Genomic DNA, 13,798 nt, shown 5'->3' with positions numbered 1-13,798 from the left:
GGGTGCGGCTCAGCCGAGACGGCTTGACGTTCTGCGGCTGAGATCAACCATGCCTCAGCCGAGCTTGCGGACGAGCACGTCCGAGGTGCCATTGCGTCCGACGGACACGAAGCCGTGGTCAGCGTAGAGCTTCGCCGCCCCATTGCCGTCTTCGACAGACAGACTGATCGCAGGGAATCCGCTCATGCGGGCCAGCGCACAGACCGTGTCGAGGAGGACTCCGCCGATTCCCTGCCCCTGGTGATCGGGCAGCACCGCCATCGAGAGTTCGGGAATGTCGGCTGCGACCCAGCCGTAGCCGGTGAAGGGCGCTCGATCGCCGCTCGGCGTCAGATCGGCGGCCGCTGGCTCAGTGGGTTCCGGCTCGGCGGCTGCGCTGGCTGCCTTGGCTGCCTCAGCAGACTTGTCGGTGCCGGTGACGGCCGGTGCATCTGAGACGACCGCGGCCTCCGCGTCGGCTTCTGAGTCGATCTCGGCCTCCGCGTCACCGCCGGGCACGACTTCGCTGCGGACCACCTCGGTGCCGGTCTTGTCCAGGGCAGAGGCGAAGTCTCCGCCCACTCGCTCGTCGGCTCGCCCGACGACATCTTCGATATCGGCCAGGCGCACCCAGGCTAGTCCGACGATCGGCGACTGCGCATCGGCTTCGGCGTGCGCCGCGACGGCGATGTCACCGTCGCGCCCCCAGTCGCGGTAGTAGAAGACGGCGTCGCTGCGGTGGCGGAGATCGTCGAGTTCGATCCGGGGTTTGTCCATCGACCAGTTGAAGCACAGGTGGAGGAACGGCAGGAAGGTCTCGTCATCGGTCTCAGCGGGAAGCGGACGGATCCGTCCGCGCAGGGAGGCGGCGGCCGCCTCGGCGGAGGTGTTCTGCGAATCATGAGCGTCAGTGTGCGCAGCGTTCATGAGATTCCTTTCTCGACGGCGCGTTCGATCCACGCCCGGTTGCGTACTCGCCACCCCAGGGTCAGGGCGCGGAAACCGACGAATCCGATGCAGAAGCCAGCCCAGAGTCCGGGGGCTCCCGGCCAGATGCTGATGATCGGGATGAGCAGAATCGCGTATCCGATCACAGCGACCAATTGTGCCAGAGCCAGATACCGCGCGTCCTCGGCTCCCATCAGCACTCCGTCGAGGACGAAGACAAAGCCTGCGATCGGCATGCTCAGCGCCAGCACCGGAAGGAGTGCGGCCAGCACCGACACCACGTCCGGGTCGGAAGCGAAGGCGCGGGGGATGATTCCGGCCCCGGCGAACAGGACGACCCCGACGACGATGCCGAAGACGATCCCCCACAGGCACAGGCGGCGGTTGATCGCGGCGACCGCCTCGGTGTTCTTCGCGCCCAGCTCGAGACCGATCATCGCCTGGCCCGCGATGGCCAATGAGTCGAGGGCGAGCGCCAGAGCGAAGAAGATGCTCTGGGCGACCTGGATCGCGGCGAGATCCGTCGTGCCCATCGCCGTGGCCAGGAAGACGAGGAGGATGAGGGCGGCGCGCAGCGAGGCGTTGCGCACGAGCAGCCACCCGGAGGTCTTCGCCGAGGTGAACACGCCGGTCCAGTCGGGACGGATGCTGGCGTGGAGGCGGCGGGCGGCGCGGACGGAGATGGTGAGGTAGACAGCGCACATTCCGGCCTGCGCGATGACCGTGCCCATCGCAGATCCCGCGACACCCATGCCGAAGCCGTAGATGAAGAGGGCGTTGAGGCCGATATTGGCGATGCAGCCGGCTGCCGCGACAATCAGCGGGGTCTTCGTGTCCTGGAGTCCGCGCAGCAGTCCGGTGGCGGCGATGACCATGAGCATGAACGGCAGACCCCACCATGAGATCGCCAGATAGGAGTGTGCGCCCTCGGTGATCGTCGGATCTGGGTCGAAGGCCTCGATCGCCGTGTTCAGCATGGGCAGTCCGATGATGATGAGCAGGATGGAGGTGCCCAACGCCAGCCAGATCCCGTCGAATCCGGCCGTGATCGCGCCCGGCCGGTCTCCCGATCCCATCCGTTTCGCCACGCGCGGAGTTGTGGCATAGGCGAGGAAGATCATCAGACCGAGCACCGTCTGCAGGATCGTCGAGGCGATCGCCAGCGATCCCAGAGCACCGGCACCGAGGTGGCCCACCATGGCCGTGTCCGTGAGCAGAAAAATGGGTTCGGCGATCAGGGCTCCGAGCGCGGGGAGTGCCAAACGGAGAATGTCTTTGTCGATCGCTGCCACGCCCCCGATTCTATCGAACCAGGGCTGCGGGGACCGTTTCGTGGGACCCCGGCAGCATGGATGCGGGTTCAGATCCGGTCGGAATGTTGTGTCAGTGCCGAACTGTAGAGTCAGAGGACAAACAACGCAGTTCTGGAAAACACAGGCTACAATCGCTTCGTTGTTGATACAGGCGAACTTATCTTCTATTTGTAATCGTATTGTGACGTCTTTTTCGATCCGCAGACTCTATAATTGAGATAGGCGACTTCCCTGACGATCAACTTCCACAGAGGCGTGGAGAGGTGAAAGACCGATGAAGAACATCGGAGACAACGACGGACGGGAATTCGGCCTGCCCGCTGCTCCCCCTGCGGAGGCAGACCACCGGGCTCTGGCCCGGTTCCGCCGAGCCCACGGACGTCGCTTGGAGATCGCCGAGGACAATGAGCTCGTCGACCTGCTGGGTGTCTATGCTCAGAGCAGCCTCGCCCAGATCAATTCTTTCATCGCCACAGGTGAAGTCGTGGCTCAGGACGTCGCCTACGCTCTCGGGCTCACGGGCAGTCAGCCCGACTCGGTCTATGAGTTCGCGTCTTTCACAAGAACTGCAGCACGTTACCGCCTGCCCGTGGACAAGCGAGTCGCGGCTGCCATCAACAGTGACGACTGCATAGTCGACGTTCCTGCCGACGACGTGTTCTCGTCGCTCAGACCCTGGACCCGCAGAGAAGCTCTGGCGTGGACGCAGGCTGTGGCCCAGGTCGAATCCGAAATCGGGGCGAAGGTCGGCGCAATCACAGGACGAAAGAAGAATCGTGCCACCGGCCGTCAACACCGTAGAGTGCGGAAATTGGCCGAGCAATTCCTGATCGATCCCACTTCCCTACCTGACTTTCCCGGTTACGACCCGAAGCTGACCTTCTTCACGTGGCTGCGCGGCAATATCGAACCGACCGAGGCCGGTGTCTATTCGAGTCTTCTGGGCGCGACGACGAGCAATTCGCTCAGGCACATGACTTCGTCGATGACACTGGTGCACGGACTACCGCAGTTCCTCAAGCGATGCCTGGATGGAGACTTCACGATCGAGCACGTCGATTATGTCACTCGCGCGTGTCGTGACCTGCACTTCGAGCATCTGCCGGAATTAGATGACTATCTGACCCACAGGCGCGCAGACATCACGATTGAGACGTTCAAGCGGTCGGTCGCCCTGAAGATAGCGGTGATCCAACCGGCCGAGGACACTCTGAAGAGCGTTTCGCTGCGTCGTCGGGTTGACTTCAGCACCGGAGATGGCGGAACCGCGTACCTCACTCTGTCCGGGCCCACTCCTGAGCTTCAGGCCTGTTTCAGAAGGCTCGACGCTTTTGCCAGGGCAGTTCATAAGAACAATACGAGTGCGTTTTCAAACCAGCTGAAGGCAGGAGACTGCTTTGATGAGGAGCGTTCGATCTCAGCACTGATGTTCGACATCCTCACGCGCACGCGTCCGCAGATGAAGCTGCGCATCATCCGCACGAACGACACCGACAACTCGTCGACAAGCACTGATTTCCCTCTCGACGGCCTCTTCGCCGGACCCGACGGCACCCCGATGCACGAGGGTGAGTCCCTGCTCGACTACATCGAGCGGGTGTTCGACAACTTGGACCAGAACGGCTGCGCCGGACAGACACAGTCTGCACCAGTCGGTTCTGGGACCACCGCATACGGTGACACCAGCCGCCAGGCTTCCGTCGAACATAGTGAATCTGAAGGTGCAACCCGCTCGCCGCAAGGCGATTCATGCCAGGCACACACCGCTCCGGCCGATCGCACCTTCGAATCCCAGTTGCTCGAGGCCATCCTCGGCAGCAACAGCACCACGGATCGCGACACGTCCGAAGCGCTTTCGGCGCTCGTCGGCTCGCGTGCCAGCGGAGCTCGACCCGCAGCTGGGGGAACAGGAACTGCAGTCGAGGGATCCGGAACTTCAGCATCGAGAGCCGTCGATGCCTTCGGCAATCCCATCCTCGATATGGGCGAACGCCGCATCAGCTTCGAGTTCCTCCTCGATATGCCGACCAACGAATATTGGCTGGCGAATCAGGCGAGCACCTTCATCACCGTTCCTTTGCTGACTCTGCTCAGCCAATTCCAGTCGGATGATGACGATCCGCCACCACTCTTCGCGCCTGTAGATCCACCGCCGCCGACAACGGATCCTCCGAGTCCACCACCACTATCTTCCGATCCCCCAAATTCGGCGTGGCCTACCGAGCGGCCGACGCAAGCGCTCGACTCAATCACACCGCCCGCATCTCCAAAGCGCCAACCGTCCGCGCTCTCCCCTGAACCGCCAGCATCCCATGCACCGCTATCGTCAAGTGAGGTGTGCGATCTGGCGGGCATGCTTCCAAACGGGTCACCGATCCCAGCCGACATGGCACGACGTGTCGCTGGCTACTCGACCACGTGGACCAGGCTGCTGACTGACCCTGCGACCGGAACACCTGTCGATGCCAAGGCAATGACCTACGCAATTCCCAACAGCGTGCGCAAGACTCTTGTCGCTCAATTCGTGACGTGTACCTTCCCGGGATGCACTCAGCCCGCTGAAGTGACAGAGGTCGACCATATCGATCCGTTCAATCACTCCGACCCGACTCAGGGTGGTCTCACTCGCTTCGGAAATCTCCATTGTCTCTGCAAGGCCCACCACTTGCAGAAGACCAACGGCAATTTCGACGTGAGGATGACCGAACCCGGCCATCTGGAGTACGTCTTCCGCAGGGGCGTCACCGCGGAGGTCGTTTCACCGGACAATCCCATCAGCGTTGAGCATGCCCGCCTGTTCCTCGAACGGTTCGGCGCTGGCCTCTCCCGGGCTGGTCGAGCATTCGTGCCGAAGCAGTCGAGCACCGACGATCCACTTGCCGACGAGAGCGGTCCACCCAACGAGCATGAATCTGATGTCGAGGGTGACTCTGATTCTGTCCGTCAATCTGACTCTGAAACGACGTCTGCCCACAACAACGGTGCAACTGCGAAACACCCTGTTCCCGGCGATCGGAAACAGGCTCGGGAATGCCCAGAACCAGCTGCGGCCGACGGAACTCCCGGCTGGAGAGAGCTCGTTGCCGAGGATCTCTGTGCATTCACACCCACGCCTGCACTGGGCAATCCCGACGCAACATCTGACGCCCCGACCGCGGCCGGGGACAGCTCCGAGCTGCGTGACTGGTTCTGGGACTCCGGCGAACCCCCGCCGTTCTGAGAGCCGTCCGGTACCCCACACGAAGTCAGCCTCCGCACCACTCGAGCATGCAGAAAGGGCCGACGACATTCGGTCAGAATCGACCCGAATGTCATCGGCCCTCAACGTTTGTTGAATTGCTGGCGGAATGCCTCAGCAGACCTCGAACAGTCCGGCTGCACCTTGGCCGCCGCCGATGCACATCGTCACGACGACGTACTTCACACCACGGCGACGTCCCTCGATCAGAGCATGTCCGACGAGGCGGGCACCGGTCATTCCATAGGGGTGTCCGACGGAGATGCCGCCGCCGTCGACGTTGTACTTCTCCGGGTCGATGCCGAGGCGGTCACGGCAGTACAGTGCCTGTACTGCGAAGGCCTCGTTAAGCTCCCACAGTCCGATGTCATCGATTGAGAGACCGTGGTTCTTCAGCAGCTTCGGAATGGCGAATACGGGACCGATGCCCATTTCATCCGGTGCACAGCCGGCCACGGCCATACCACGGTAGATGCCCATCGGTTCGAGTCCGCGACGGCTGGCTTCATCGCTCGACATGACCACTGAAGCAGACGCACCGTCGGAGAGCTGAGAAGCGTTGCCCGCCGTGATGCTCGGAACCTTCGATGCCGCACCGGGCTCGAGCACAGGGTTCAGACCAGCGAGGCTTTCGAGAGTCGTCGAGGGACGATTGCCTTCGTCAGCCTCGAGGACCACGTCCTGACGTGAAGTCTCCTTCGTCTCCTTGTCGACAACGACCTTCGTCGTCGGCAGGGGAACGATCTCGTCATCGAACCGTCCGGCTTCCTGAGCAGCGGCGGTGCGCTGCTGCGACGACAGAGAGTACTCGTCCTGAGCCTCGCGACTGACACTGTAGCGCTCGGCAACGACCTCGGCGGTGGCAAGCATCGGATAATAGATTCCGGGAACGTTCTCTTCGAGCCACGGATCCTTTGCCCGGAACGTGTTCATCTTATCGTTCTGGACCAGCGACACCGATTCCACGCCACCGCCGACGACGATCTCCTGACCGTCGAAGAGGATCTGCTTCGCTGCGGTCGCAATGCCCATCAGCCCGGACGAGCACTGCCTGTCGATCGACATTCCCGGAACCGTCACTGGCAGGCCCGCGCGCAGTGCCGCCTGGCGAGCGACATTCGTACCTTGGCTGCCCTGCTGCAGAGCGGCACCGAAGACGACGTCATCGACCTCACGGCCTTCAAGACCGGCACGCTCCACGGCGTGCTTGATCGCATGGCCGGCCAGCTCCTGAGCCTGGGTGTCGTTGAACGCACCACGGTAGGCCTTGCCGATCGGCGTACGTGCCGTCGACACAATGACTGCTTCTCTCATGGGTCTCACCTTTCGAAGATGTTCGTTGACTCGTCGTGACGACGGTGGCGATCAGTCCTTCGGACCGCCGGCGACGTAGATGACCTGTCCGGAGACGAATCCGGCGCCTTCGGAGGCGAGGAACGATGCAGTGTGGGCGATGTCCTCGGGCTTGCCCGATCGGGCAACGGGAATCTGTTTGGCCGAGGCCTCGACGAATTCCTCGAAGTCCATACCCACACGCTCGGCGGTCGCCTTGGTCATATCGGTTTCGATGAAGCCGGGAGCGATGGCGTTAGCGGTGATGCCGAACTTGCCAAGCTCAATCGCCCAGGTCTTCGTGATGCCCTGAATGCCTGCCTTGGCAGCGGAGTAGTTCGTCTGACCGCGGTTGCCCTGTGCCGAAGTGGAGGACATCGAGATGATGCGACCGAATTTCTCTTCGACCATGTAGGACTGCACGGCCCGCGCCATGAGGAATGCTCCGCCGAGGTGGACGGAGAGGACCTTGTTGAACTCCTCGTAAGACATCTTGAACAGGAGGTTGTCGCGCAGGATTCCGGCGTTGTTGACGAGAACGGTCGGCGAGCCGAGTGTCTCGGCGACCTGCTTGACCGCAGCATTGACCGAGTCCTCGTCGGAGACGTCGGCTTCGAGTCCGAGCGCTTCGCCACCGGCTTCCCTGATGGCGGCAACGGTCTCGTCGGTGGGGCCCATATCGAGAACGGCGACCTTGAGTCCGTCGGAACCGAGTCGCTTGGCGATGGCGGCTCCGATGCCGCGGCCTCCACCGGTGACGATTGCTGTACGAGTCATGAACAAGCTCCTAAAGATGTGATGCGTCATTGCCGTGGGGAACCGAGCGGTCAACTGCGGTTCGCACCTGCGTCGGGGCTGATGTGATCCAGCTCTCCCACGCAGTTAAGGCCACTGTAGACCACTTCGGCCACTGAACGAATGTTTGCTCACCTTTCAGACATAGAGTCAGAGCGAGCACTGCGGAGCCATGGAGTCATTCTGATGAATTCAACGCGCAGGCACCCCAACCTCGCCTTTTACCCCCCCCTCAGCAGGGCTCGGCCGTGCAGATTATCGAACGTTCAAAAATCTAGCGCAAAACCAATGACTTCACCAGGGCAATTTGGAAGTGTTCACATCAGTCGAAGTCCGATGAGGATTGACGACGACTCCGAGAAAGGTCGCTGACGACATCTCGGACACCGTGTGGAGCAAGCTCGCTCCAGGAGCTCTTCAAAGGAGAAAAGATGAACTCTGTCTCGCGAAGTCGCCGCCGCAGACTTTCGGCAGCCGCAGTTATGGGCGCAATCGCATTGACCGCCACAGCCTGTGGAGGCGGCGGCTCAGGTGAGGGTGACACGGTCATCATCGGCTATACAGGACCGCTCAGCGGAGGTGGCGCCGCGTACGGTGAGAACGTGAAGATCGGTCTCGAAATGGCCATCGACGACCTCAATGCAGACGGCGTCGAGATCGATGGCACTCCCGTGACGCTGGAGCTGAAGTCCCTCGACGACAAATACGCTCCGTCCACTGCCGCAAGCAATGCTCAACGGCTGGCCGATCAGGACAAGGCCCCGGTCGTCGTCTCCCCGAACGCCGGAGCGATCAAAGCGATTCAGCAGATCAACAGCGGCCGGTCGAACTTCCTCATCTCCGCGTACACCTCGGACCCGGCGATCATGCAGGCGGACAATCCTCTCACGATGATGATTCCTCCCAATTTCGAGTCCTACGCCGAGGAGTTCTCCGAAACTGCCATGGAGCATGGAGGCAAGAAGCTCGCTCTGCTCGGAACTCAGAGCGAGTACGGTCAGCAGTGGACCAAGTCGATCAAGGATGCGTGGAGCGAGGCCGGAGGGAAGATCGGCAGCGACAACAGCGTCGACTACGCCACCGTGTCCGACTTCGCCGGCCCCGTCTCCAAGGCGCTGGCAGAGAAGCCCGACGCGATCTTCGTCGGCGGACCATCCCAGCCGACCGCCCTGATCATGGAAGAAGCTCGCAAACAGGGCTTCGAGGGCAGCTTCCTCGTCATGGATCAGGCGAAACTTGATGAAATGGCCACGGTGACGAAGCTCGACAATCTCAAGAACTCGGTCGGCGTCCTGCCCGTCTCCGAGTACGAAGATCCGGGCACCAAGGACTTCCTGAAGAAGTTTGCCGAGAAGGCCGGAGAGAAGAAGGTCCCAACCAGCGAAACGGCACTGAACTACCAGGGAATTGCGATCATCGCGAAGGCCATGGAAGCTGCGGGAACAGCGGATGACCCCAAGAAGATCCGAGAAGCCATCGGCGACGCTCTTCCAGAGGTCGATGACAAGTACAAGGTCAACGGCTTCCCCGATGAGATCACAGAACAGGGCCACCTCCTCAATCCCGATCTGGAGGCGACCTTCCTCGACGAGGACGGCAAATACACCAAGGTGCCCATCGAACAGGTATCCGACGACAAGTAATCACCGTCAGCGGCTTTCCGAGGTGAAGCACACCCATGTGCCTCACCCGAGCCGCCCTCATGCCTGCAGAGGACCCGAACAGATACGACCCTCTTCATCCAACAGCTCTTCAACGGCCTCGCACTCGGCGGCGTCTACTGCCTGGCTGCGATCGGCCTGACATTGGTCTTCGGAGTGCTGCGCATTCCCAATCTGGCCCACGGTGCGCTGTATATGCTCGGCGCGTACATCACCTATTTCTTCCTCACCACCGTCGGCGTTCCGTATATCGCCGCAATCGGCATCGCGGCGATCATGCTCTTCATCGTCGGAGTCGGGCTCGAACGCCTCGTATTCCATCCCTTGCGCAACTCCCCTCATACTCACCACATGATCGCGGCCGTCGGTGCGATGTTCTTCTTCCAAGCACTGGCCCAGGCAATCTGGGGCGCTGACTTCCGCCGCATGGACACACCAATCACCGGCGAACTGCGCATTCTCGGTGCCGAGATCTCTGCGCAGCGGATCGTCAACATCGTCACCGCTGTGATCGTCTTGGCCCTGCTGGCAATGTTCATCAAACAGTCCATCCATGGTCAGACGATCGAAGCGATCGAACAGGACCGCATCGGAGCATCACTCGTCGGCATCAACCCATCCATGGTCTCAATGCTGACGCTCGGGCTGTCCGCCCTTCTGGCCACCATCGCGGCGGGCCTCGTCGCGCCGATCAATCTCCTGTCTCCGACGATGAGCGACGCACTCAATCTCAAGGTGTTCGCCATCATCATCCTCGGAGGTCTGGGGTCGCTTCCGGGCGCCATCGTCGGCGGCTTCGCACTCGCGATCGCAGAGACCATGACGGCGACCTACATCTCCTCAGCCGTCGGAGAGGCCGTGGCATTCATCGTTCTCGTCGCCGTACTGGCCATCAAGCCGAACGGCCTGTTCACGAAGGCGGTGCAGCGATGATCGCAATGAAGAATCCTCGAATCATCGGCACCATCGCCGTCATCATCCTGCTCGGCCTGACGCCCCTGGCATATTCGCAGGAGAACTACGCGATGCGCGTGATCACCGTCGGCATGTGCGCGGCGATCGCTGTCTACGGCCTCAACATCATCCTCGGCTTCACGGGACAGCTGAACCTGGCCCAAGGCGGGTTCTCGGAATCGGCGCCTACGGGGTGGGGCTGCTCACCACCGATCACGACTGGAGCTTCTGGGCAGCATTCGTCGTGTCCGTCATCGGGACAGCGGTGATCGGCTACCTCTGTGGGCTGATAGCCCTGCGGACCAAGGATGAGTACTTCGCCATCTTCACAATGGCCATCGGCTTCATCATCTTCCTCGTCATCAGCCGCTGGGAATCCGTCACGCACGCCCATTCCGGAGTCAACAACGTGAAGTTCCCCGAAGGCGGGGAGCTCATCGACTTCGAATCTCCGGTCGCGATGTTCTACCTGGTATTCGCAATCCTGCTCGTGTGTGTCTACACGACATATGCAATTCGGCGCTCAAGTGTCGGCCGGACGCTGCTGACCATCAGGACAAGTGAAGACCTGGCGGATGCGATCGGCGTGCGCGTCGGCTTCAGCAAACAGCTCGCGTTCGCCGCATCGGCTGTCTTCGGAGGGGTCGGCGGCGGCCTCTATGCTTCAGTCGTCGGTTTCATCGGACCCGATTCGGCATCGATCGACAAGACCTTCGAATTCCTCATGTTCATTCTCGTCGGAGGGATGGGCACGGTTGCCGGTCCTCTGCTCGGCAGCATGATCGTGACATTCCTGTTCGAACTGTTCCAGGACTTCCAGGCCTATCGATTCATCGTCCTGGGACCCATCATCGTCGCGCTGGTGATATTCGCACCACGGGGAATCGTCGGATACCTCGGCGGATTCGTCGACTGACGCCATCGACGACGCAGGGTGGAAATAGCTCGCGGATCCGAAGAGAATCCTGGTGCGACGGACTCGACGACGGCGGAACTGTCCGACGACCGTCGCGAACGGAACGCCACCGGCGGTCCCGAGTCGGATGTCGGCCATCACGGAGGCACCACCTCGTCCGAGGAGATGAAATGACGCTGCTTGAAATCCGCGATCTCGGTAAGCGCTTCGGCGGACTCGATGCGGTCAGAGACGTGAGCCTGGACGTGGAAGAAGGTCAGATCACCGCAGTCATCGGTCCCAATGGTGCGGGCAAGTCGACGCTGTTCAACCTTGTCCATGGTTTCTATCGGCCCACAGCGGGGGCCATCAGATTCAAGGGTCAGGACATCACTTATTCGTCCCCGCACCGAACCGTCGCCGGCGGCATTGCCCGCACATTCCAGACAACGAATCTGTTCGACGACAGCACCCTGCTGGAGAACGTCCTGGCCGGTCGGATCGTCCGCTCGAAATCCACTGTCTTCGACGCGGTCTTCCACACGCCTCGCCACCGTCGTGAATCACGCATCAACGAGGACAAGGCCATGGAAACGCTTGAATTCTGCGGGGTCGCGGAATATCGGCACGATCTGGCGTCCAATGTTCCGCAGGAGGTCCAGAAGCGCACTGCGGTGGCAATGGCGCTGGCCACGGAGCCTGAGCTGCTGCTTCTCGACGAACCCGCCGGAGGCATCCCCGAAGAGGAAACCGTCGGTTTCGGCAATCTCATTCGTTCATTGCCGCAGCGAGGGATCTCCGTCCTGCTCGTCGAACACAAGATGTCGATGATCATGGGTCTCGCGGACACGATCCTCGTCCTCGACCACGGGCAGAAGTTGGCGCTCGGTTCGCCAGCGGAGATCCAATCGAATCCGGACGTCATCCGCGCGTATCTCGGTTCGACAGCACAGGAGGAGAACTGATGCTCACGCTCGACGAAGTCAGCACCGGATACGATGCCACGGATGTGCTCCACGGAGTCAGCATCACTGCGCGGCCCGGAGAGCTCACCGTGGTCCTCGGGGCGAACGGCTCCGGCAAGACGACGCTGTTCAAAACCATCAGTGGACTGATGCGTGTCCGTGCCGGAACCATCACGTATGAGGGGCGTCAGCTTCATCGGGCGCGCCCCAATTCCGTCGTCAGGGCCGGTATCGCGCACTGCCCCGAAGGTCGCCACCTGTTCGGCAAGATGTCAGTGGAGAAGAACCTGCGACTGGGGTCGTACCCTCACCGGAACAGTTCTCGAACCGAGAAGATCTACAGTGACGTCCTCGAGATGTTCCCGATCCTCAGGGAGAAGGCCAAACAGCCGGCAGGCTCTCTGTCCGGCGGACAGCAGCAGATGGTTGCGATCGGAAGGGCACTCATGTCCGATCCGAGCCTGCTGATCCTGGACGAGCCGTCGATGGGCTTGGCTCCCATCGTCGTCGAGCAGGTTCTCGAGTCGGTCGCTCAGATCAACCGAAACGGCATCGGCGTCCTGCTCAGTGAGCAGAATGCGAAGGCATCGCTGGCGATCGCTCACAGGGGATATGTCCTGGCCGAGGGGCGGATCGTCCTCGCCGATGATGCTTCCCGGCTGATGAACAACCCCGAGGTGCAGGCCGCCTACCTCGGCCTCTGACGAACACGGGGCTCTCCCGTCCAACAAGGCACGGTGCTCTCCCGTCCAGGAGGGCACGGTGCTCTCTCGCCCAGTGGGGCACAGTGCTCCCCCGCCCAGGAGGGCACCAGGACAGAAAGGGAATCTCGCCGAGGCGGCTCAGCCACCTCGGCGAGATTTCGCTGAGTTGATCGGTCCGACCGTTCGTAGAGCTGCTCACGCTGTCCGGCCGGGGCTTGCCCGGTCGCTCAGTCCAGCCTTTCGGTCCGGGGTGTGATCGGTCGTGATACGTCGTCCGCCGAAGTCAGTGCCACCGACCCCGGCGGCCACCTCACTCGTCGAGGAACCGGGAGACGTCACCGGCTCCGACGCGGGCCACCTCGGGGAACTTTCCGGTGAAGTCGACGACCGAGGTCGGCACGACTCCGGGGACTCCGGACTCGATGACGATGTCGAGGTCATTGCCGAGCTGGTCCATGACATCCTCGGCGTGGGTCAGCGGATCCTCATCGCCGGGCAGCAGCAGCGTCGAGGACAGGATCGGCTCCCCATCGCCTCGACGAGTGAGAGTGCCGTGACATTCTGCGGAATCCGAGCACCGACCGAATGCTTCTTCGGATGCATCATCCGGCGCGGAACTTCCTTCGTCGCCTTCATGATGAACGTGTACGGCCCCGGCGTCATCGACTTGATGGCACGGAAGTCGGAATTGTCGACGATGACGAACTGGCCCAACTGAGCGAAGTCGTGGCACATCAACGTGAAATGGTGCTTCGACCCGAGATGCCGAATGCGGGTGATCCGTTCGATTCCGTCCTTGTTGTCCAATGCGCAGCCGAGGGCATAACAGGAATCCGTCGGATAGGCGATCAGGCCACCGTTCCTGAGTGACTCAGCGGCCTTCTCGATCAGTCGGTCCTGCGGGTTCTCCGGATGGATATTCAGTAGTGTCGCCATACTTCATGCTAACCACTCTGTCGCCACAGTGCGAGGGGTTGACGGACAGTCGATTCGCAGAGCAGGAGACTGCGTCAC

General features: G+C 61.6%; 12 protein-coding genes and 1 pseudogene. 8 read left to right on the top strand and 5 right to left on the bottom strand.

Annotated features, from left to right (window positions below):
* Window positions 1-54: 54 nt before the first annotated feature.
* Both BLU88_RS09630 and BLU88_RS09625 read right to left on the bottom strand, forming a co-directional pair.
* Window positions 55-906 (bottom strand): GNAT family N-acetyltransferase, encoded by an 852-nt coding sequence (locus BLU88_RS09630; RefSeq protein WP_092012975.1) that lies wholly within the window; start codon window positions 904-906, stop codon window positions 55-57.
* Window positions 903-2,219: an MATE family efflux transporter gene (locus BLU88_RS09625; protein ID WP_092012972.1), complete on the bottom strand. Its 1,317-nt coding sequence runs from the start codon at window positions 2,217-2,219 to the stop codon at window positions 903-905. The genes BLU88_RS09630 and BLU88_RS09625 overlap by 4 nt, the downstream gene beginning before the upstream one ends.
* A gap of 610 nt (window positions 2,220-2,829) precedes the next feature.
* Between BLU88_RS09625 and BLU88_RS09620 the strand changes: the two genes are divergently transcribed.
* A complete protein-coding gene (locus tag BLU88_RS09620; protein WP_231939344.1) occupies window positions 2,830-5,460 on the top strand; it encodes an HNH endonuclease signature motif containing protein in 2,631 nt (876 codons plus the stop codon).
* Window positions 5,461-5,592: 132 nt separating this feature from the next.
* Here BLU88_RS09620 and BLU88_RS09615 read toward each other — a convergent pair whose 3' ends face one another.
* Complete coding sequence (locus tag BLU88_RS09615) at window positions 5,593-6,792, bottom strand: acetyl-CoA C-acyltransferase (protein WP_092012966.1); 1,200 nt, start codon at window positions 6,790-6,792, stop codon at window positions 5,593-5,595.
* A 51-nt stretch (window positions 6,793-6,843) separates the two neighbouring features.
* The gene (locus tag BLU88_RS09610) at window positions 6,844-7,587 is read right to left on the bottom strand and encodes an SDR family oxidoreductase (protein WP_092012963.1); all 744 of its coding nucleotides are present in this window, start codon (window positions 7,585-7,587) and stop codon (window positions 6,844-6,846) included.
* 449 nt (window positions 7,588-8,036) lie between these two features.
* Here BLU88_RS09610 and BLU88_RS09605 point away from each other — a divergent pair, with 449 nt between their 5' ends.
* The 7 genes from BLU88_RS09605 to BLU88_RS09585 all read left to right on the top strand — a co-directional run bounded on the left by BLU88_RS09605 (window position 8,037) and on the right by BLU88_RS09585 (window position 12,784).
* Window positions 8,037-9,248, top strand: a complete 1,212-nt coding sequence (locus BLU88_RS09605; protein WP_092012960.1) for an ABC transporter substrate-binding protein — start codon at window positions 8,037-8,039, stop codon at window positions 9,246-9,248.
* 63 nt (window positions 9,249-9,311) lie between these two features.
* A complete protein-coding gene (locus BLU88_RS09600; RefSeq protein ID WP_092012957.1) occupies window positions 9,312-10,199 on the top strand; it encodes a branched-chain amino acid ABC transporter permease in 888 nt (295 codons plus the stop codon).
* A gap of 5 nt (window positions 10,200-10,204) precedes the next feature.
* Window positions 10,205-10,489 carry a hypothetical protein gene (locus BLU88_RS18690; RefSeq protein WP_231939343.1) on the top strand — a complete coding sequence of 95 codons (285 nt, stop codon included), beginning with the start codon at window positions 10,205-10,207 and terminating at the stop codon, window positions 10,487-10,489.
* Complete coding sequence (locus BLU88_RS09595; RefSeq protein ID WP_231939342.1) at window positions 10,414-11,136, top strand: branched-chain amino acid ABC transporter permease; 723 nt, start codon at window positions 10,414-10,416, stop codon at window positions 11,134-11,136. The genes BLU88_RS18690 and BLU88_RS09595 overlap by 76 nt, the downstream gene beginning before the upstream one ends.
* Before the next feature lie 18 nt (window positions 11,137-11,154).
* Window positions 11,155-11,310 (top strand): hypothetical protein, encoded by a 156-nt coding sequence (locus BLU88_RS18150; protein ID WP_157689072.1) that lies wholly within the window; start codon window positions 11,155-11,157, stop codon window positions 11,308-11,310.
* A complete protein-coding gene (locus BLU88_RS09590; RefSeq protein ID WP_092012954.1) occupies window positions 11,307-12,080 on the top strand; it encodes an ABC transporter ATP-binding protein in 774 nt (257 codons plus the stop codon). The genes BLU88_RS18150 and BLU88_RS09590 overlap by 4 nt, the downstream gene beginning before the upstream one ends.
* Complete coding sequence (locus BLU88_RS09585; RefSeq protein WP_092012951.1) at window positions 12,080-12,784, top strand: ABC transporter ATP-binding protein; 705 nt, start codon at window positions 12,080-12,082, stop codon at window positions 12,782-12,784. Before BLU88_RS09590 ends, BLU88_RS09585 begins: the two co-directional genes overlap by 1 nt.
* Before the next feature lie 310 nt (window positions 12,785-13,094).
* Here BLU88_RS09585 and BLU88_RS09580 read toward each other — a convergent pair.
* Window positions 13,095-13,720, bottom strand: a pseudogene (locus BLU88_RS09580) (L-threonylcarbamoyladenylate synthase).
* Between the last annotated feature and the right edge of the window lie 78 nt (window positions 13,721-13,798).

Source organism: Brevibacterium siliguriense, assembly GCF_900105315.1.
Classification (GTDB): Bacteria; Actinomycetota; Actinomycetes; order Actinomycetales; family Brevibacteriaceae; genus Brevibacterium; species Brevibacterium siliguriense.
This window is presented reverse-complemented; position numbering and strand designations above follow the sequence as displayed.

Excerpts from the sequence above, each read along its gene's own strand:
- BLU88_RS09630 (WP_092012975.1), bottom strand. The coding sequence starts at position 906 with ATGAACGCTGCGCACACTGACGCTCATGATTCGCAGAACACCTCCGCC.
- BLU88_RS09615 (WP_092012966.1), bottom strand. The coding sequence starts at position 6,792 with ATGAGAGAAGCAGTCATTGTGTCGACGGCACGTACGCCGATCGGCAAG.
- BLU88_RS09610 (WP_092012963.1), bottom strand. The coding sequence starts at position 7,587 with ATGACTCGTACAGCAATCGTCACCGGTGGAGGCCGCGGCATCGGAGCC.
- BLU88_RS09605 (WP_092012960.1), top strand. The coding sequence starts at position 8,037 with ATGAACTCTGTCTCGCGAAGTCGCCGCCGCAGACTTTCGGCAGCCGCA.
- BLU88_RS18690 (WP_231939343.1), top strand. The coding sequence starts at position 10,205 with ATGAAGAATCCTCGAATCATCGGCACCATCGCCGTCATCATCCTGCTC.
- BLU88_RS09590 (WP_092012954.1), top strand. The coding sequence starts at position 11,307 with ATGACGCTGCTTGAAATCCGCGATCTCGGTAAGCGCTTCGGCGGACTC.
- BLU88_RS09585 (WP_092012951.1), top strand. The coding sequence starts at position 12,080 with ATGCTCACGCTCGACGAAGTCAGCACCGGATACGATGCCACGGATGTG.